The organism is Streptomyces sp. NPDC019443, assembly GCF_044389785.1.
Classification (GTDB): domain Bacteria; phylum Actinomycetota; class Actinomycetes; order Streptomycetales; family Streptomycetaceae; genus Streptomyces.
The window spans coordinates 282,528-299,267 of the sequence record NZ_JBIRYJ010000004.1; the positions used below are offsets into that span (position 1 = coordinate 282,528).

The following is a 16,740-nucleotide window of genomic DNA, read 5'->3' on the forward strand; positions in this document are numbered from 1 at the left end:
CATTGAGTGAGAGTGCCAGGAGGAAGACCAGTGCCGACCTACCAGTACCAGTGCACCGAATGCGGCGAGGGCCTCGAGGCGGTGCAGAAGTTCACCGATGACGCCCTGACCGTGTGCCCGAGCTGCGACGGACGCCTGAAGAAGGTGTTCTCGGCGGTCGGCATCGTATTCAAGGGGTCCGGCTTCTACCGGAACGACAGCCGTGGGTCGTCGTCGAGCAGCTCGCCGGCGTCGACGTCGGGCGCGAAGGCTTCCGACTCCAAGTCGTCGGACTCGAAGCCTGCGGCTTCGACGTCGTCCTCTTCCTCGTCGTCGGGCTCTTCGGGCTCGTCGAGCACTTCGAGTTCGTCCACGAGCTCCAGCGGCAGCTCCGCCGCCTGAGGTCTGCTTCCGGGGACCCCGCCGTTGTGTACGGCGGGGTCCTTTGGCGTTTTCGCGCCCGGATACTGTGACAGCCATGGCGACCAACGCGAGTAACGCGAGTAACGCGAGTAACGCGAGTAACGCGAGTAACGCGAGTAACGCGAGTAACGCGAGTAACGCGAACGCAGAGATCGGTGTGATCGGCGGCTCGGGCTTCTACTCCTTCCTGGAGGATGTCACCGAGATCCAGGTGGACACCCCTTACGGCAGTCCCAGCGACTCGCTGTTCCTCGGCGAGATCGCCGGGCGGCGGGTCGCCTTCCTGCCCCGGCACGGACGCGGCCACCATCTGCCGCCGCACCGCATCAACTACCGCGCCAATCTGTGGGCGCTGCGGTCAGTGGGCGTGCGGCAGGTGCTGGGCCCGTGCGCGGTGGGCGGACTGCGGCCGGATTACGGGCCGGGGACGCTGCTCGTACCGGATCAGTTCGTGGACCGTACGCAGTCGCGTGCGCAGACCTTCTACGACGGGCTGCCGCTGCCGGACGGGACCATTCCGAACGTCGTGCATGTGTCGCCGGCCGATCCGTACTGCCCCGACGGGCGCAAGGCGGCGCTGGAGGCGGCGCGCGGGCGGGACTGGGATCCGGTGGACGGCGGGACGATGGTGGTGGTCGAGGGGCCACGCTTCTCGACCCGGGCGGAGTCGCGGTGGTACGCGGCGATGGGCTGGTCGGTGGTCGGCATGACCGGGCACCCGGAGGCGGTGCTCGCCCGTGAACTGGCACTCTGCTACACGTCGATGGCGCTGGTGACGGACCTGGACGCGGGTGCGGTGTCGGGCGAAGGCGTCTCCCACGAGGAGGTGATGGAGGTCTTCGCCGCCAATGTGGACCGGCTGCGGACGGTGCTGTTCGCTGCGGTGGCGGGGCTGCCGGCCGACGGGGACAGGGACTGTCTGTGCACGCGGGCGCTGGGCGGCGTCGATCCGGGGTTTCAGCTGCCGTAATCGCTCGCCTGGGTGAGGGAGTTGTCCACAGGGCGGGGGTCGTCCACAGGCGTCTGCGGGAGGCGGACGGAGGGTGGATCGTGAGGAGCGGTCGGCCCGGGTGATCGGTCCAAGTGGTCGGTCCAAGTGGTCGGTCCAACTCCACTCCTCACGACAGGCGGTGAGTGTCATGTCGCTTCTCCCTCCCTCCCCCGCGCCCGAGCCTCTAGGTGTGCCCCCGTTCGCTCCGCTGCGGGTGCGCGGCGGGGCGCATCGGCTGCGGCGGGCGATGCGCCGGCGACGGCGGGCGCTGGCGGCCGGTCTCGCCATGACGGCGGCGGCGCTTGCCGCTTCGGGCGCCCGCGGCGCGGACGGTTCGGGGACGGAGGCGCTCGCCGCGGCACCGCAGCGCGAGCGTCGGCCCGCCGCCGAGATGGTGTCGGCTCCGGTGCGTATCGCGGATGCAGCGACGGTCCGGCTGCTGCGCCCGGGAGACCGGGTGGATGTGATCGCCGCCGCCAACTCCCCTGCGGGGCAAGGGTCCGAGGCGCGAGTGGTGGCGTCGGGAGCCCGGGTGGCCGAGGTCCCGGGTAGGCGCGAGCCGTCAGCTGAGGGCTCTTCTCCGGACGGCGGTGCGCTGGTTGTGCTGTCCGTTCCGCGGGCGACGGCAGCCGCGCTGGCGGGCGCCGGGGCGACATCCCGGCTGGCGGTGACCGTGTGCTGACTGCTCGTGCTCGTGCTGACGTACCGTCAATTCGCCTCATCGCCTGTGCGGGCTGGACAGCGCGGTCACACGCTGACGTAGGTTTCGGAGCGTTTGGCTCCGTGTCCTGCACATGCGAAGAGAGGCTCAGTGGTGAGCGAGAAGAAGGTCAGCGTCCTGGAGGGCTTCAAGGCCTTCCTGATGCGCGGCAATGTGATCGACCTGGCCGTCGCCGTGGTCATCGGCGCGGCGTTCACCCAGATCGTGAACTCCGTGGTGAAGGGCGTGATCAACCCGGTGGTCGGCGCGTTCGGGACGAAGGAGCTGGACTCCTACAGCTCCTGTCTGAAGGGCACCTGCAAGACGGTGAACGGCGAGGTGGACGGCATCCAGATCCTGTGGGGCTCGGTGCTCAGCGCCACCCTCACCTTCCTGATCACCGCTGCCGTCGTCTACTTTCTGATGGTGCTGCCCATGTCCAAGTACCTGGCCAGGAGGGCCGAGCGGGAGGCCGCCAAGGAAGGCGCGAAGGAAGTGGTCGAGCTGACCGAGCTCGAGGTCCTGAAGGAGATCCGCGACGCGGTCGTGGCGCAGCGCGGCTCGGGCCACGACCAGTAGAGAAGCCGGCGAAGGCTCAGATGTGGTGGGGCGGCTTCTCGTCGAGGAAGCGCGCCAAATCGGCGGCGCTGTCGCCGGCTGCAAGAGGCCGCTCGCCCCACCCACGGTCCGTATCGTCCGGGGATTGCTGGTCCAGCGGATCGTCGAAGATCAGCTTCGGCTTCGGGGACTGCTGTCGTGGCTGCTTCGCATCACGCGGTCCGGGGGCGGGGGCGGTGCTCATACGTCCAGGGTACGGCGAGGGGGCGGGTAATGGTCGGGCGGCCCGAGCGCTAGTCGGGGCGCGGCGGCAGCTGCGGGTGGCCGAGGGCGGCCGGGAACGGCCGCCCGGCCCGCGCGGAGTGCGCGGTGCGCGTCGGCGGACGGCAGCGCGCGTCTCGCCGCCCGGTCCCGCCCCGGTCTGTTGTGCTTGTGCGCATGACGTCCGCACCCAGCCCGGACCCCACAGGCTCAGACGCCTCGGCGCCGCTGCGCCGTATGACCCCCCGTAGCCGCGACGAGGCGCACCGCGCCGCGACACCGCTGGAGCTCTTCTTCGACCTCTGTTTCGTCGTCGCGGTGGCGCAGGCCGGCACGCAGCTCGTCCACGCGCTCGCCGGGGGCCACCCGGGCACCGGCATCATCGGCTACGGCTATGTCTTCTTCGGCGTGTGGTGGGCCTGGATGAACTTCACCTGGTTCGCCTCGGCGTACGACGTCGACGACGTGCCGTACCGGATCGCGACCCTGGTCCAGATCTCCGGCGTACTGGTCTACGCGGCCGGGGTGCCCCGCGCCTTCAACGACAACGACTGGACCGTCGCCGTCATCGGCTATCTGATCATGCGAGTCGCGCTGACGACCCAGTGGCTGCGGGCGGCGGCCTCGGAGGCGGGACCGGCCCGGAGGACCGCGCTCGAGTACACCGTGAGCCTCGTGGTCTGCCAGATGGCCTGGGTGGGGCTGCTGTTCGTGCCCGACGGGGCCAAACGGTGGCTGTTCATCGTTGTGGCCGCCGCGGAGCTGCTGATCCCGCTGGTCGCCGAGCGGAACCAGCAGACCCCGTGGCACCCGCACCACATCGTCGAGCGCTACGGACTGTTCACGATCATCGTGCTGGGCGAGACGATGTTCGCGAGCACCATCGCCGTACAGTCCGCGCTCGACGACAACGAGGCCCTCGGCGAGCTGCTGCCCATCGCGGGCGGCGGTCTGCTGATCATCTTCTCCGCGTGGTGGATCTACTTCGCCGTACCGGCGCACGAGCGGCTGGTCTCCAACCGGCAGGCCATTCCATGGGGCTACGGACACGTCCTGATCTTCGGGTCCGCGGCAGCGATCGGCGCGGGCATCGAGGTCTCGATCGAACACGTGGTGGGCAAGGCGCACATCTCCGCGGTCGCGGCGAATGCCGCCGTCACCGTCCCGGTCGCTCTCTTCCTGTTCACGGTCTGGCTACTGCACGCACGTCACTTCAAACGCACCCTCCCACAGCAGCTCACCCTCCCCGTCGCGACCCTGGCAGTCCTCGCCTGCACATTCGCGGGGGACTGGGCCGTCCTCACCACGGGGCTCGTCACCGCGGCGACGGTCGCGGTGGGTGTGACACTCGCCACCCGCCAGACGGTCACCGCGTGACGGACACGGCCTGCCGCAACTGGCGTGATACGCATGGGCGTTATGGACAGGAATGATGCTCCGGCAGACGGGCAGGCCGGCGGACCGGCGGAAGGTGGGCTCACGGACGTGGCCGGCCTGCGGGTCGGCCATGCGCGCGTGCCCGGCGAGCGTGCCCTCAGCGGCACCACCGTCGTGCTCGCCCCCGCGGGCGGAGCGATCGCCGCCGTCGACGTACGCGGCGGCGGCCCCGGCACCCGGGAGACGGATGCCCTCGACCCCCGCAATCTGGTCCAGCGCGTCGAGGCGGTCGTACTGACCGGCGGCAGCGCGTACGGCCTCGACTCCGCCGCCGGCGTGATGGCCTGGCTGGAAGAGCAGGGCCGCGGCGTCCGCGTCGGCCCCGACCCCTCGCACGTGGTGCCGGTCGTCCCGGCCGCCTGCGTCTTCGACCTGGGGCGCGGCGGCGACTGGCGGGCCAGACCGGACGCGGCGACAGGCCGCGCCGCGGTGGAGGCGGCAGCCCGTACGGAGGAGGGCGCGCCGGTCGAGGAGGGCAACGTCGGCGCGGGCACGGGCGCGGCCGTCGGGCAGTTCAAGGGCGGGATCGGCACCGCGAGCACGGTCCTGGACTCCGGGATCACCGTCGCCGCGCTCGTCGTGGCCAACGCCGCGGGCTCGGCCGTCGATCCGCGGACGGGCGCGCTGTACGGGCAGTACTTCGCGGGCCGCGTCACCTACCCCTCCCCCGACGTCCACGCCGCTGCCCAGCTCCGCCTCACCGAGGCGCGCGAGAAGAGCGGGCCGCCCCCGCTCAACACCACCCTCGCCGTCGTCGCCACCGACGCCGACCTCACCCGCGCCCAGGCGCAGAAGCTCGCGGGCACGGCGCACGACGGCATCGCGCGCGCCGTACGCCCCGTCCATCTCCTCAACGACGGGGACACCGTCTTCACCCTGGCCACGGGCGCCGTCCCCCTCGACGCCGCCAACCCGCTCGCGCTCAACGAGGTGCTCGCGGCGGGCGCGAACGTGGTGACGCGGGCGATCGTACGGGCGGTACTCACGGCCGAGGGGGTCGAGGGACCGGGCGGGGTGTTTCCTGCGTACCGGGACCTGTACGGCATCAACTGACTTACGGGGCAAGTCAGTTGGCTCCGGCGCACGGAACCCCCGGCGGATGCGCGGGAACGCGAGCGGACGCGCGGGAACTTCCCTCGCACCCCCTTCGTTTTCCCGAACCCCGGACACGTTGTCAGACCCAGGGGCTACGTTTAGCAATCACCAAGTGACTTGCGGCGACGGCCTGGAGACCCATCTTGAACGATCCGTACGAGACAACCGAGACGCAGCTCGAGCGACTCCTGGGTCGGGCACTCAACTCCTTCGACCTGCCCGACGCCACGGTCGAACGACTGGAGTCGGCGCTGGCGCACGCCAGTTCGCTGCACTCCTCGCACCACAGCGCGGCGCTGCACCGCGCGACGTACCGCCATGCCTATCTGCTCAGCGACGGCAGCTCGCTCGTCCTGTGGGAGCTGGTGCACAACACCGGGCGCGGCGGCGCTGAGCAGCACGAGCTGTACACCGAGGAGTCGGAGGCCCGCCTCGCCGCCTCACGGCTGCCCGCGGGTTTCCCGGGCTTCGCCGGACCGGACGCGGGCCCCAGCTTGGATCCGGGCGCCGATCCCGGCGCCGACCTGGACGCCGATCTGGAGCTTCTCGCCAGCCTGATGGCGACGCCGCCGGCCCCGCTCCCCCGGGTGTATGCCCCGGACAACTCCGCGGACCACGCCCGCCGCGTGCTGCGCCGCGCGGAGAACGCCGACCGGCCGGGCGAAGAGACCGCGCGCCTGCTGCGGGCCGCGTTCGCCCACCACATCACGCAGGTCTTCGGCCGCCAGTACCGGGTGGAGGGCAGGGACGCGGGCTTCACCCTCTACGAGCACGCGTTCCTGCTGCTGGACGGGACGGAGACGAGCCTGTGGGAGGTGGAGCACACAGCGACGCCGGACGGCCGCCATATGTGCGAGGTGTACGGCGCGGAGCACACCGCGCGGGAGGCGATGGAGCTCCGGGCGCGGGTGCGTTAGCCGACGGGCGTCAGTCGGCGGGCGTCAGCCGACGGGTGCTTGGGCCCGCGGGTGCTTGGGCCCGCGGGTGCGTTCGGCTAGGTGACCTTCCGGTAGGTCACATCGAAGTCGTACGACCACGTCTCGCCGTCGCCCGACCCTTCCCAGCGGCCGGTGATGGTCCTGCCGCCAGCGCCGATCGTGCCGGTGAACCGCTGGTGGAACGCGGGTGCGGCCCGCCGAATGGTCCAGATCCCGTCCTGTACGTCGGTCTCGTAGACCCGGGAAACGCCGCGTCCGTCGGCGTAGAGCATGGTGAACGTCCCGGCCGCGTCGTCCAGTCCGGTGACCGACTCGACCGGGAAGGGCGCGTTGTCCAGCCATTCAGCGGCGGTGGACGCGTCGGGCTCCAGGTCCGCGTGCTGGAGGAGGAAGGCTCCGCCCTCCAGCCACGCGAAGGTCGTCCTTGCGCGCGCCACGAGCCGGCCTTCGATGGACGCGTCCATCAGCCACTCGCCCACGAGGGGCTCCAGCCGTTGGAGCTCGGGGTGTGTCGCCGTCTGCCTCACGGGCTTCTCCTCACGGGCTTCTCCTCACGGGCTTCTCCTCACGGGCCTCTCCTTCCTGGTGACCGTGCCTGGTGACCGTGACCATCGGTCGGGCCCGCTCAGGCCGCCGCGAGCACCTGGGTCTCCTCCTCGGCCGCGGCCGGTACCTGCTCAGGCTGCCGCTTGCGCGCGCGCTTGAGGAGGATGACCACGCCCGCGCTGACGAGTGTGCCCGCGACTATCGCGACCAGGTAGAGGAACGGGTTGCCGATCAGTGGCACCACGAAGATGCCGCCGTGCGGGGCGCGCAGGGTGCACTCGAAGGCCATCGACAGGCCGCCGGTAACCGCGCCGCCCGCCATCGCGGCCGGGATCACCCGGAGCGGGTCGGCCGCGGCGAACGGGATCGCGCCCTCGGTGATGAAGGACGCACCGAGCACCCAGGCGGCCTTGCCGTTCTCGCGCTCGGTCTTGGTGAAGAGCCTGCCGCGTACGACGGTGGCCAGAGCCATCGCCAGCGGCGGCACCATGCCGGCGGCCATCACCGCGGCCATGACCTTGAGGGATCCTTCGTTGGGGTTGGCGAGCCCGCCGACCGCGAAGGTGTACGCGACCTTGTTGAGCGGGCCGCCGAGGTCGAAGCACATCATCAGGCCGAGGATTGCGCCGAGGATGACGGCGTTGGCGCCGGAGAGGCTGGACAGCCAGTCGGTGAGCGCCTGCTGGAGCTCGGCGATGGGCTTGCCGATCACCAGGAACATCAGGAACCCGACGACCGCGGACGAGATGAGCGGGATCACGACGACCGGCATGATGCCGCGAAGTGGTTTGGGCACTTTGAGGCGTTGGATCGCCATGACGGTTGCGCCCGCGAGCAGACCGGCGATCAGGCCGCCGAGGAAACCGGCGTTGATGGTGAGCGCGATGGCGCCGCCGACGAAGCCGGGGACGAGACCGGGGCGGTCGGCCATTCCGTAGGCGATGTAGCCCGCGAGTACGGGGACGAGGAAGCTGAAGGCGAGTCCGCCGACCTGGAAGAGGAGGGCGGCCCAGCTGGTGTGGTCGGCCCAGGCGAAGTGCTCGGCGACGGACTTGGCGTCGGAGATCTCGTAGCCGCCGATGGCGAAGCCGAGGGCGATGAGGAGGCCGCCGGCGGCGACGAACGGGACCATGTAACTGACGCCGGACATCAGCCACTTGCGCAGCTTGGTGCCGTAGCCCTCGCCGGGCTCGCCGGCCGCCTCGACGGGTGTGGCCTTGGCGGGACCGCTGGCCTCACCGCGCGCGGCCTTGCCACGGACCTCGGCGATGAGCTCGGCGGGCCTGCTGATCCCGGCCTTGACGCCGACGTCGACGGTGGGCTTCCCGGCGAAGCGCTCCTTGTCCCGTACGGGTACGTCGTGCGCGAAGATCACGCCGTCGGCGTCGGCGATGACCTTGGGGTCGAGCCGGGTGAACCCGGCGGACCCCTGCGTCTCGACGGCGACTTGGACGCCGTTGGCTTCGCCGGCCTTTTCGAGGGATTCGGCGGCCATGTAGGTGTGGGCGATGCCGGTGGGGCAGGAGGTGACGGCGACGATGCGGAAGGGGGTGGTGGTGTCTCCCCCACCCCGCCCCTTCCCGAAACCGGGGCTCCGCCCCGGACCTCCGGCCGCGCCGTCGCCGGCTTCGCCGCGCTCGGCGGCCACCGGCTCCACTCCGACGCCGGGCACCTGCCCGTCGCTGTCGGCGGCAGCTTCCCCGCCGGACGCGTCACTGTCGGCGCCCGGCACCGCCGCGGCGGCGGCATCCCGCGAGCCCGCGGCCGGTGCGCCCGCGCCCCCGTCAGGCGAAGGCGCCGCGCCAGTCGCGCCCGAGAGCGAGCCGCCACTCGACACCGCGCCCGACGCCGTGTCGGTCTCCGCCGCCCCGTCAGCTGCGCGCGTCCCACCTGGCAAAGCCGAGGCGGCCATGCCCGTCGAGCCCTCGCCAGAGGCGGAACCTCCGCTTGGCACCGGCACCGAGCCCGAAGCCGTATCAGTCTCCGCCGCCCCGTCGGCCACTCCCCGCGAACCCGCGGCCGGTCCACCCTCGCCGCGCTCCGGCGAAAGCGGCGCGACCGCGGCAGCCCCCGCGCCCGGCGCGGCTCCAGCACCCGCCGCGGTCTCCGGAGCGTCGCCCCGGATCAGCGCGGCAGCCGCATCCGCGGCCGTCGCTCCCCGCAGCGTCCCCGTGAAGTTCTCGTCCATCAGGCGGCGCGCCAGGCTCGACAGGATCGTCAAGTGGGCGTCGTCCGCGCCCGCGGGGGCCGCTATCAGGAAGATCAGGTCCGCCGGGCCGTCCGGAGCGCCGAAGTCGATGCCCGAAGCGCTGCGGCCGAATGCCAGTGTCGGCTCGGTGACATGCGCGCTCCGGCAGTGCGGGATGCCGATCCCGCCGTCCAGGCCCGTCGGCATCTGGGCCTCGCGGGCCGCAACGTCCGCCAGGAAACCGTCCAGGTCGGTGACCCGGCCATGGGCCATCATCCGCTCGGCCAGCGAACGGGCCGCGGCCTCCTTCGTCGTCGCGGCCAGGTCGAGGTCGACCAGGTCCGCGGTGATCATTTCGCTCATCGCGGGCTCCCTTGCTCGGTGAGTGCTCGGTCCAGGGGGATCTCCGCGGTCACGGTGACCGCGGACGGGTCGAGGTCGGTCGGCTTCGGCATCACGCTGCCGGGCAGCTGGACCGCGGCCGCGCCGTGGGCGACCGCCGCGGACAGCGCGTCCGGGCCCTCGCCTCCCGCCGCCAGGAAGCCGGCCAGCGACGCGTCGCCCGCGCCGACGTTGCTGCGGACGGCAGTCACGGGGGCGTGCCCGTAGAAGATGCCTGCGGAGGAGACCAGCAGCTGGCCGTCCGCGCCCAGGCTCGCCAGCACCGCGCCCGCGCCGAGCCCGCGCACCTCCTCCGCCGCCTTGACGGCGTCGCCGACCGTGGCGAGCGGGCGGCCCACCGCCTGGGCGAGTTCGTCGGCGTTGGGCTTGACGATGTCGGGGCGCGAGCGCAGGGCGGCCAGCAGGGACGGGCCGGAGGTGTCGAGGGCGACCCGTGCCCCCGCCGCGTGGGCCCGGGCGACCAGCTCGGCGTACCACTCGGGCGCGAGGCCACGCGGCAGGCTGCCGCAGCACGCGATCCAGGCCACGGACGCGGAGTGCTCGGAGTGCTCGGAGGCCGCAAAGGCCGCGGAGACCGAAGAGACCGCGGACAGAAGCGACTCGGCTTCCGCGGCGCTCAGTTCGGGGCCTGGCGCATTGATCTTCGTCAGCGTCCCGTCCGGCTCCGCCAGCGCGATGTTGGAACGCGTCGCACCCGCCACCGCAACCGGCGCGACCTCGATGCCCTGCCCCGTCAGCAGCTCCACGACGAGCGCGCCGGGCGCCCCGCCGAGCGGCATGACCGCGACCGTGCGGTGCCCGGCGGCCGCGACGGCCCGCGAGACGTTGACGCCCTTGCCGCCGGGGTCCATCCGCTCGGCCGTGGCCCGCAGGACTTCGCCGCGGTCCAGCGCCGGGACCTCGTACGTACGGTCCAGCGAGGGGTTCGGGGTGACGGTCAGGATCATGCGCGTACGACTTCCGTTCCCGCGGCCTCGATCGCCGCGGCGTCCTCGGGGCTGAGCCCGCTGTCGGTGATGAGCAGGTCGACGTCGGCGAGGTCGCCGAAGCGGGCGAAGTGCGAGTGGCCGTGCTTGGCCGAGTCCGCCAGCAGCACCACGCGCCGCGCGGCCGAGACGGTCGCCCGCTTGACGGCGCCCTCGGCAAGGTCGGGCGTGGTGAGCCCGCCGGCTACGGAGAAGCCGTTGGCGCCGAGGAAGACGACGTCCGCGTTGATCTCTCCGTACGCCCTCAGCGCCCACGCGTCGACCGCGGCCCGTGTCCGGTGCCGGACCCGTCCGCCCACCAGGTGGAGGTCGATGCCGGGGTGGTCGGCGAGGCGCGCCGCGACGGGCAGGGCGTGGGTGACGACGGTGAGCGAGCACTCCAGCGGGAAGGCCGCGGCGAGGCGGCCCACGGTGGACCCGGCGTCGAGGATCACGCTGCCGTCCGCCGGCAGTTCGGCGAGCGCGGCGTGCGCGATGCGGTCCTTCTCGTCCGCGGCGGTGGACTCGCGCTCGGCGAGGTCGGGCTCGAAGTCGAGCCGCCCGGCCGGTATGGCCCCACCGTGCACCCGGCGGACGAGCCCGGCCCGGTCCAGGGCCTTGAGGTCCCGCCGGATGGTCTCGGCGGTGACCTGGAACTCCTCGGCGAGGGAGAGCACATCGACGCGGCCGCCATCGCGGGCGAGTCGCAGGATCTCCTGCTGGCGCTCCGGTGCGTACATGTGGGTTTACATCCGTTCTAAGCCCGAATCTGTGGTTTCGTTTGCAGACTACGCCTGGATTTCGGCAAAGTAAACAGATCCGGGCATGTGGCGGGACGCATTGAAACAGTCACATCGGGACGGGCACATCGAGGCGGGCACACAGAAAGGCCCGGCCCGGGGAAGCGTCCCCGGGCCGGGCCTGTCAGCCGCACGAGCTCAGTTGGCGAGCACCGGCTCCCGGTCGGCCGGGCCCTCGGCCTCCGCCGCCCCCTCCACATGCTGCTTCGGCCGCGTCGGCAGCGCGAACATCACCACGAAGATCGCGCCCAGCACCGCCACCACCCACCACAGCGAGTTCTGGAACGCCTCCCCGAACGCGTTCCCGACCGCGCTCGGCGCGATCCGGTCGTCGATCGAGCCGAAGAAGACCACCGAGACCAGTCCGAGCCCCAGCGCATTGCCCATCTGCATGGTGGTGTTGATCAGTCCGGACGCCGAGCCCGAGTGCTCGCGGGGCACGTCCGACAGCACCGCGTCTGTCAGCGGCGCCACGATCAGGCCCATCCCGATGCCCATGACCACCAGCGGGAGCGCCATCTGCCAGGACTGGATCCCCGACCCGTACCGCCCGGCCTCCCAGATGTAGATCAGCAGACCCGCGGCCATCGTCACCGCGCCCGCCTGCAGCACCTTGCGGCCGAAGCGCGGCACCAGCTTCTGTACGGACATCCCGGCCGCCGTGGACACGGCGATCGAGAAGGGGACGCCGGTCAGCCCCGCCCGCAGCGGCGACCAGCCAAGACCGATCTGCATGTACAGCGTCCAGACCAGGAAGAAGATCCCGCACGCGATCCCGAAGGTGAGCTGCACGGCGATACCCGCCGCAAAGCTCTTCACCTTGAACAGCGACAGCTCGACGAGCGGCGAGGAGTCCTTGCGCGTCTTGTACTTCTCGTACATGACGAACGCGGCGAAGACGATCAGGCTGCCTGCCATGCACAGGTGACCCCACAGCGGCCAGCCCAGCTCACGGCCGCGCGTCAGCGGGTAGATCAGCATCAGCAGACCGAGCGTGACCAGCGCGACGCCGACGAGGTCGAGCTTGAGCGCCTTCGGGGCGCGGGACTCGGTGATGTACTTCCGGCCCAGGACCAGCCCGGCTATGCCCACCGGCAGGTTGATCAGGAAGATCGGCCGCCACTCGAGGCCGAAGAGGTTCCACTGGGTCAGCAGCGCGCCGAGCAGGGGCCCGGACACCGCGCCGAGCCCGATGATCGCGCCGAACATGCCGAAGACCTTGCCGCGTTCGTGCGCCGGGAAGGTGACATGGATGATCGCCAGCACCTGCGGCACCATCATCGCGGCGGTCGCGCCCTGCAGCAGGCGGGAGGCGACCAGCATCTCCTCGTTCGCGGCGAAACCACAGAGCGCGGAGGCGAGCGTGAAGCCGGTGATGCCGATCAGGAACAGCCGCTTGCGGCCGTAGATGTCACCGAGCCGGCCGCCGGTGATCAGACCGGCGGCGAAGGCCAGCGCGTACCCGGCGGTGATCCACTGGATCGCGCCGAAGGACGCCCCGAGGTCCCGCTCGATGCTCGGGATCGCGATATTGACGATGGTGACGTCGACCAGATCCATGAAGGCAGCGGTCATGACGATGGCAAGCGCGATCCAGCGACGACGGTCTGAAGCCGTATCCGGTACGGCGGGCTGTGAACTCATAGGAAGGAAAGTAGAGGCCATATAGGCCAGATCACGACCTATATAAGCGGCATCCTGAAGAACATGACGGATACTCCGGCCCGACTCCTGAATCTGCTCTCCCTCCTCCAGACACCGCGCGAGTGGCCGGGCAGTGAGCTCGCCGAGCGCCTCGAGGTGAGCCCGCGCACCATCCGGCGCGACATCGACCGGCTGCGCGACCTCGGCTATCCGGTCGAGGCGACGAAGGGTGCGGTCGGCGGGTACCGGCTGGTCGCGGGCGCCGCGATGCCGCCGCTCCTCCTCGACGACGAGGAGGCGGTCGCGATCGCGGTCGGCCTGCGCGCGGGGGCCGGCCATGCCATCGAGGGCATCGAGGAGGCCTCCGTACGCGCCCTGGCCAAGCTGGAGCAGGTACTGCCGTCCCGGCTGCGGCACCGGGTGACCACGCTCCAGGCGGCGACGATCCCGCTGACCCGGGGCGACGGCGCGACGATCGACCCGCAGACTCTGACGGTCATCGCGGGCGCGGCCACCGGTCGCGAACGGCTCCGCTTCGGCTACCGAGCGGGCAACGGCAGCGAGACGAAGCGACAGGTCGAGCCGTACCGCCTCGTCTCGACCGGCCGCCGGTGGTATCTCGTCGCGTACGACATCGGCCGGGAGGACTGGCGTACGTTCCGGGTCGACCGGGTCTCCGAACCCCTCGCCACGGGGGCACGCTTTGTGCCGCGGGAGCTGCCGACGGGCAGTGCCGCGGAGTTGCTGGGGCACTCCATGTCCCGGCAGCCCGAGCACGCCATCGACGTGACCTTCGATGCCCCGGCGGCGTTCGTGGCCGCGCGGCTCCCGGAGACGCTGGGCGCGCCGGAGGCGACGGGGGAGGGGACATGCCGGCTGCGGGCGAGGTCGGCGGACTCGCTGGAGTGGGTGGCGCTCCGACTGGCGCTGGTGGACTGCGAGTTCACGGTGCACGGACCGCGGCCGCTGGTGGAGTACCTGACGGACCTGGGCGCGCGCCTGACCCGGGCAACTCCTGTCCGGTGACGCCGCGGGCACAGGAAACCCCCGACCACAGGAGACGCCGCGGGCACAGGAGACCCCCGACCACAGGAGCCCCCCGGCCACAGGAGCAGGAGCCGCGGGCCCAGGACAGGAAAGGACCCCAGCACCGGGGGGGATGGTGCCGGGGTCCGTCTATGGGGGCTTTGCCCGCCGCGGGCGATTACGCCGCCGCGTCGAAGCCCGTGTCGCGCGCCATCCGCTTCAGCTCCAGCAGCGCGTGCTTCTCGATCTGCCGTATCCGCTCCCGCGTCAGGCCGTGCTGCTTGCCGACCTCCGTCAGGGTGCGCTCCCGGCCGTCCTCGATGCCGTACCGCATGCGGATGATCGATGCCGTGCGGTGGTCGAGCTTGCCGATCAGGTCTTCCAGCTCCTCGCTGCGCAGCAGCGTGAGCACCGACTGCTCCGGCGAGACCGCCGAGGTGTCCTCCAGCAGGTCGCCGAACTGCGTCTCGCCCGCGTCGTCCACCGCCATGTTCAGGCTGACCGGGTCGCGCGCCCAGTCGAGGACGTCGATGACGCGCTCAGGCGTGGAGTCCAGCTCCTTCGCGACCTCCGCGGCCTCCGGTTCCCGCCCGTTCTCCCGGTTGAACTCGCGCTGGACGCGGCGGATCCGGCCGAGCTCCTCCACCAGATGGACAGGGAGACGGATCGTGCGGGACTGGTCGGCTATGGAGCGGGTGATCGCCTGGCGGATCCACCACGTGGCGTACGTCGAGAACTTGAAGCCCTTGGCATAGTCGAACTTCTCGACCGCGCGCACCAGACCGGCATTGCCCTCCTGGATCAGGTCGAGCAGGGGCAGGCCGCTGCGTGGGTAGCGCCGGGCCACTGCCACCACAAGCCGGAGGTTCGAGCGGATGAAGACGTCCTTCGCGCGCTCGCCCTCGGTGACCAGCGCCTCGAGCTCCTCGCGCGTGGCGGCGACGGCATCGCTCTGCACCTCTTCGTCGAGGATCTGCTGGGCATACACACCCGCCTCGATGGTCTTGGACAACTCGACTTCCTTCGCGGCGTCGAGCAGCGGCGTACGTGCGATCTCGTCGAGGTACATGCCGACCAGGTCGCGGTCGGCGATCTCCCCGCCCACGGCACTGCTTGCCCGGCCGGTCCCAGTGGACTCGGACTGACGACGGGCGACGGCACGGGTTGCCATGCGAGCTCCCTTGCTGAGTAGGTCGCGACACCCTTCCGGGTGCCCTGCATCCGTTGGAAACAACGACTGGAATCCGGACAGAATTCCCACGCGACACATCGATTTTCGTGATCTTGCAGTACCCTGTCCGGCCATCGGGAGGAAGAGTGCCGAAGGATCACGCAGAGGTGCAGGTCAGGGCGGGCACGGAGGCCGATCTCGATGCCCTCACGGAGCTTTACAACCACTACGTACGCGAGACCGCCGTCACGTTCGACACCGCTGTCTTCACACCCGAGCAGCGCCGCCCATGGCTGCACTCCCACCCTGAAGACGGCCCCCACCGTCTTTTGGTTGCTCGGGATGTCCGTTCTGCCCTAATTCTTGGGTACGCGACGAGCAGCCCCTTCCGCCCCAAGCCCGCGTACTCCACCTCGGTCGAGGTCAGCGTCTACTGCGCTCCCGATGCCGCGGGCCGCGGCATCGGCACACTCCTCTACAAGGCGCTCTTCGAGGCACTCGACGGCGAAGATGTGCATCGCGCGTACGCCGGGATCGCGCAGCCGAACGAGGCCTCGGCCCGGCTGCACGCGCGTTTCGGCTTCCAGCACGTCGGTACGTACCGCGAAGTGGGCCGGAAGTTCGGCCGATACTGGGACGTGGCCTGGTACGAGAAAGTCCTGGGCAAAGTCCTGGGCAACGACCTGGGCAAAGACCTGGGCAGCAGCGGCTAGCCGAACTGCAAGGACCGCTTCGCCAGGCCCATCCAGAAGCCGTCGATCACGCTCTTCCCGCTCTTGAGCTCGCCCTGAGACGCTCCCAGGGTGACGAAAAGCGGCGCGAAGTGCTCGGTCCGCGGGTGGGCCAGCCGGCCGGCCGGGGCCTTGTTCTCGAAGTCCAGGAGCGCGTCCACGTCCGCCGCCGCGAGCGCCCGCCGCCCCCAGTCGTCGAACTCCGCCGACCAGCCGGGAGTCCCCTCGTGCCGCAGCGCGGCCAGATTGTGGGTGAAGAAGCCGCTGCCGACTATCAGCACGCCCTCGTCGCGCAGCGGCGCGAGCCTGCGCCCGATGCCCATCAGCTTCTGCGGGTCGAGCGTGGGCATGGAGATCTGGAGTACGGGGATGTCGGCGCCCGCGAACATCTCCACCAGCGGGACGTAGGCGCCGTGGTCGAGCCCGCGGTCCGGGACATCCTGTACCGACGTTCCGGCGGTGCGCAGCAACTTCCGTACGGAATCGGCGAGTTCGGGTGCGCCGGGCGCGTCGTAACGGACCTGGTAGTAGTGCTCGGGGAAGCCCCAGAAGTCATACACCAGCGGCACGGTCTCGGTCGCGCCGAGCGCGAGCGGGGCGTCCTCCCAGTGGGCCGAGACCATGAGGATCGCCTTCGGGCGCGGCAGCGACGAGGACCAGGCGGCGAGCTCGCCCGGCCAGACGGGGTCGTCGGCGAGCGGCGGTGCGCCGTGCGAGAGATAGAGGGCGGGCATGCGCTCCGCGGCAGGGGTGGCATTCATGACAGCGGCTCCCGATCCACATCCGGTCCGGCCTACTTGGTCCGGCCTACTTGGTCCGACCTACTCGGCCCGATCTACTTGAACTTTCAAGCTACATCGACTCTAACCCTACATAGTTCAACTT

The 16,740-nt window shown here is 70.9% G+C and carries 17 protein-coding genes; 9 read left to right on the forward strand and 8 right to left on the reverse strand.

All coding sequences use genetic code 11. The annotated features are described in order from the left end of the window. Positions 1 to 30 precede the first annotated feature (30 nt). The 4 genes from ACH492_RS15445 (at position 31) to mscL (ending at position 2,672) form a co-directional block, all read left to right on the forward strand. Positions 31 to 381 carry an FmdB family zinc ribbon protein gene (locus ACH492_RS15445; RefSeq protein WP_398986663.1) on the forward strand — a complete coding sequence of 117 codons (351 nt, stop codon included), beginning with the start codon at positions 31 to 33 and terminating at the stop codon, positions 379 to 381. A gap of 76 nt (positions 382 to 457) precedes the next feature. Next, positions 458 to 1,372: an S-methyl-5'-thioadenosine phosphorylase gene (locus ACH492_RS15450; protein ID WP_398986665.1), complete on the forward strand. Its 915-nt coding sequence runs from the start codon at positions 458 to 460 to the stop codon at positions 1,370 to 1,372. 169 nt (positions 1,373 to 1,541) lie between these two features. Next, positions 1,542 to 2,075: an RcpC/CpaB family pilus assembly protein gene (locus ACH492_RS15455; RefSeq protein ID WP_398986667.1), complete on the forward strand. Its 534-nt coding sequence runs from the start codon at positions 1,542 to 1,544 to the stop codon at positions 2,073 to 2,075. Between the two features lie 132 nt (positions 2,076 to 2,207). After that, the gene (gene mscL, locus ACH492_RS15460; protein ID WP_398986669.1) at positions 2,208 to 2,672 is read left to right on the forward strand and encodes a large conductance mechanosensitive channel protein MscL; all 465 of its coding nucleotides are present in this window, start codon (positions 2,208 to 2,210) and stop codon (positions 2,670 to 2,672) included. A 16-nt stretch (positions 2,673 to 2,688) separates the two neighbouring features. Here mscL and ACH492_RS15465 read toward each other — a convergent pair whose 3' ends face one another. Further along, entirely contained in the window at positions 2,689 to 2,895 is a 207-nt protein-coding gene (locus tag ACH492_RS15465) for a hypothetical protein (RefSeq protein ID WP_307662873.1), read from the reverse strand. A 194-nt stretch (positions 2,896 to 3,089) separates the two neighbouring features. Between ACH492_RS15465 and ACH492_RS15470 the strand changes: the two genes are divergently transcribed. The 3 genes from ACH492_RS15470 to ACH492_RS15480 all read left to right on the forward strand — a co-directional run bounded on the left by ACH492_RS15470 (position 3,090) and on the right by ACH492_RS15480 (position 6,361). Then, on the forward strand, positions 3,090 to 4,289 hold the full coding sequence (locus ACH492_RS15470) for a low temperature requirement protein A (RefSeq protein ID WP_398986671.1): 1,200 nt from the start codon (positions 3,090 to 3,092) through the stop codon (positions 4,287 to 4,289). 42 nt (positions 4,290 to 4,331) lie between these two features. Continuing rightward, positions 4,332 to 5,402, forward strand: coding sequence for a P1 family peptidase (locus tag ACH492_RS15475; protein WP_398986673.1), 1,071 nt, complete (start codon positions 4,332 to 4,334; stop codon positions 5,400 to 5,402). 185 nt (positions 5,403 to 5,587) lie between these two features. Next, complete coding sequence (locus tag ACH492_RS15480; RefSeq protein WP_398986675.1) at positions 5,588 to 6,361, forward strand: DUF6227 family protein; 774 nt, start codon at positions 5,588 to 5,590, stop codon at positions 6,359 to 6,361. A gap of 77 nt (positions 6,362 to 6,438) precedes the next feature. On the opposite strand, the gene ACH492_RS15485 is transcribed toward ACH492_RS15480, so the two are convergent. From ACH492_RS15485 to ACH492_RS15505, 5 genes are all read right to left on the reverse strand, one after another. Further along, the gene (locus tag ACH492_RS15485; RefSeq protein ID WP_398986677.1) at positions 6,439 to 6,909 is read right to left on the reverse strand and encodes a hypothetical protein; all 471 of its coding nucleotides are present in this window, start codon (positions 6,907 to 6,909) and stop codon (positions 6,439 to 6,441) included. Positions 6,910 to 7,007: 98 nt separating this feature from the next. Then, positions 7,008 to 9,479 carry a fructose-specific PTS transporter subunit EIIC gene (locus ACH492_RS15490; RefSeq protein WP_398986679.1) on the reverse strand — a complete coding sequence of 824 codons (2,472 nt, stop codon included), beginning with the start codon at positions 9,477 to 9,479 and terminating at the stop codon, positions 7,008 to 7,010. Then, positions 9,476 to 10,465 (reverse strand): 1-phosphofructokinase, encoded by a 990-nt coding sequence (pfkB, locus tag ACH492_RS15495; protein WP_398986681.1) that lies wholly within the window; start codon positions 10,463 to 10,465, stop codon positions 9,476 to 9,478. The genes ACH492_RS15490 and pfkB overlap by 4 nt, the downstream gene beginning before the upstream one ends. Continuing rightward, a complete protein-coding gene (locus tag ACH492_RS15500; RefSeq protein WP_398986683.1) occupies positions 10,462 to 11,223 on the reverse strand; it encodes a DeoR/GlpR family DNA-binding transcription regulator in 762 nt (253 codons plus the stop codon). Before ACH492_RS15500 ends, pfkB begins: the two co-directional genes overlap by 4 nt. Positions 11,224 to 11,421: 198 nt before the next feature. Then, the gene (locus tag ACH492_RS15505) at positions 11,422 to 12,927 is read right to left on the reverse strand and encodes an MFS transporter (RefSeq protein WP_398986685.1); all 1,506 of its coding nucleotides are present in this window, start codon (positions 12,925 to 12,927) and stop codon (positions 11,422 to 11,424) included. Positions 12,928 to 12,990: 63 nt separating this feature from the next. Between ACH492_RS15505 and ACH492_RS15510 the strand changes: the two genes are divergently transcribed. Beyond that, positions 12,991 to 13,953, forward strand: a complete 963-nt coding sequence (locus ACH492_RS15510; protein ID WP_398986687.1) for a helix-turn-helix transcriptional regulator — start codon at positions 12,991 to 12,993, stop codon at positions 13,951 to 13,953. Between the two features lie 178 nt (positions 13,954 to 14,131). Here the strand turns inward: ACH492_RS15510 and ACH492_RS15515 are convergent, their stop codons facing one another. After that, on the reverse strand, positions 14,132 to 15,124 hold the full coding sequence (locus ACH492_RS15515; RefSeq protein WP_398986689.1) for an RNA polymerase sigma factor RpoD/SigA: 993 nt from the start codon (positions 15,122 to 15,124) through the stop codon (positions 14,132 to 14,134). A 146-nt stretch (positions 15,125 to 15,270) separates the two neighbouring features. Here ACH492_RS15515 and ACH492_RS15520 point away from each other — a divergent pair, with 146 nt between their 5' ends. After that, positions 15,271 to 15,837 carry a GNAT family N-acetyltransferase gene (locus tag ACH492_RS15520; RefSeq protein ID WP_398986691.1) on the forward strand — a complete coding sequence of 189 codons (567 nt, stop codon included), beginning with the start codon at positions 15,271 to 15,273 and terminating at the stop codon, positions 15,835 to 15,837. Here the strand turns inward: ACH492_RS15520 and ACH492_RS15525 are convergent. After that, complete coding sequence (locus tag ACH492_RS15525; protein WP_398986694.1) at positions 15,834 to 16,616, reverse strand: dioxygenase; 783 nt, start codon at positions 16,614 to 16,616, stop codon at positions 15,834 to 15,836. The two genes, ACH492_RS15520 and ACH492_RS15525, sit on opposite strands and share 4 nt — an antisense overlap. Positions 16,617 to 16,740 lie beyond the last annotated feature (124 nt).